Origin of the sequence: Adlercreutzia equolifaciens (assembly GCF_029076695.1) — a bacterium.
GTDB lineage: Bacteria > Actinomycetota > Coriobacteriia > Coriobacteriales > Eggerthellaceae > Adlercreutzia > Adlercreutzia equolifaciens_A.
Genome location: NZ_JARFIK010000344.1, coordinates 1 through 305, shown reverse-complemented (window position 1 = coordinate 305; position 305 = coordinate 1). Strand labels below are relative to the sequence as shown.

Here is a 305-nt window from a genome sequence, read left to right as displayed (position 1 = left end):
CCGACTTCGGCAGCGATGGCCTGGGCGGTGGCCTCGGCGTCACCTGTCACCATATAGGAGGCAACCCCGAAGTCCTGACGCCGCGCCTGCACCTTGGCGGCGGCATCGGCCTTGGGCTCGTCGCGGAACTGAATAGCACCCTCTAGTGCTCCGTCAACCGTCACCGAAGAGCCGCCCTCGGCAGCGTTCGCGCTGATAGCCACCGTATGACCCTCGACGACGCCGCGGACCCCTTCGCCGACGATTGCCTCGAACCTCTCTACCGCAGGCAGAGTGCCCACTCCATTGTTTTCTGCATAGACCAC

1 protein-coding gene is annotated in these 305 nt (G+C 64.9%); it reads right to left on the bottom strand.

Annotated elements, in window-relative coordinates; genetic code table 11:
- Positions 1 to 203 (bottom strand): HAD family hydrolase (locus PZH32_RS12675; RefSeq protein ID WP_275208608.1); only part of this gene is annotated, 203 nt, incomplete at its 3' end.
- Between the last annotated feature and the right edge of the window lie 102 nt (positions 204 to 305).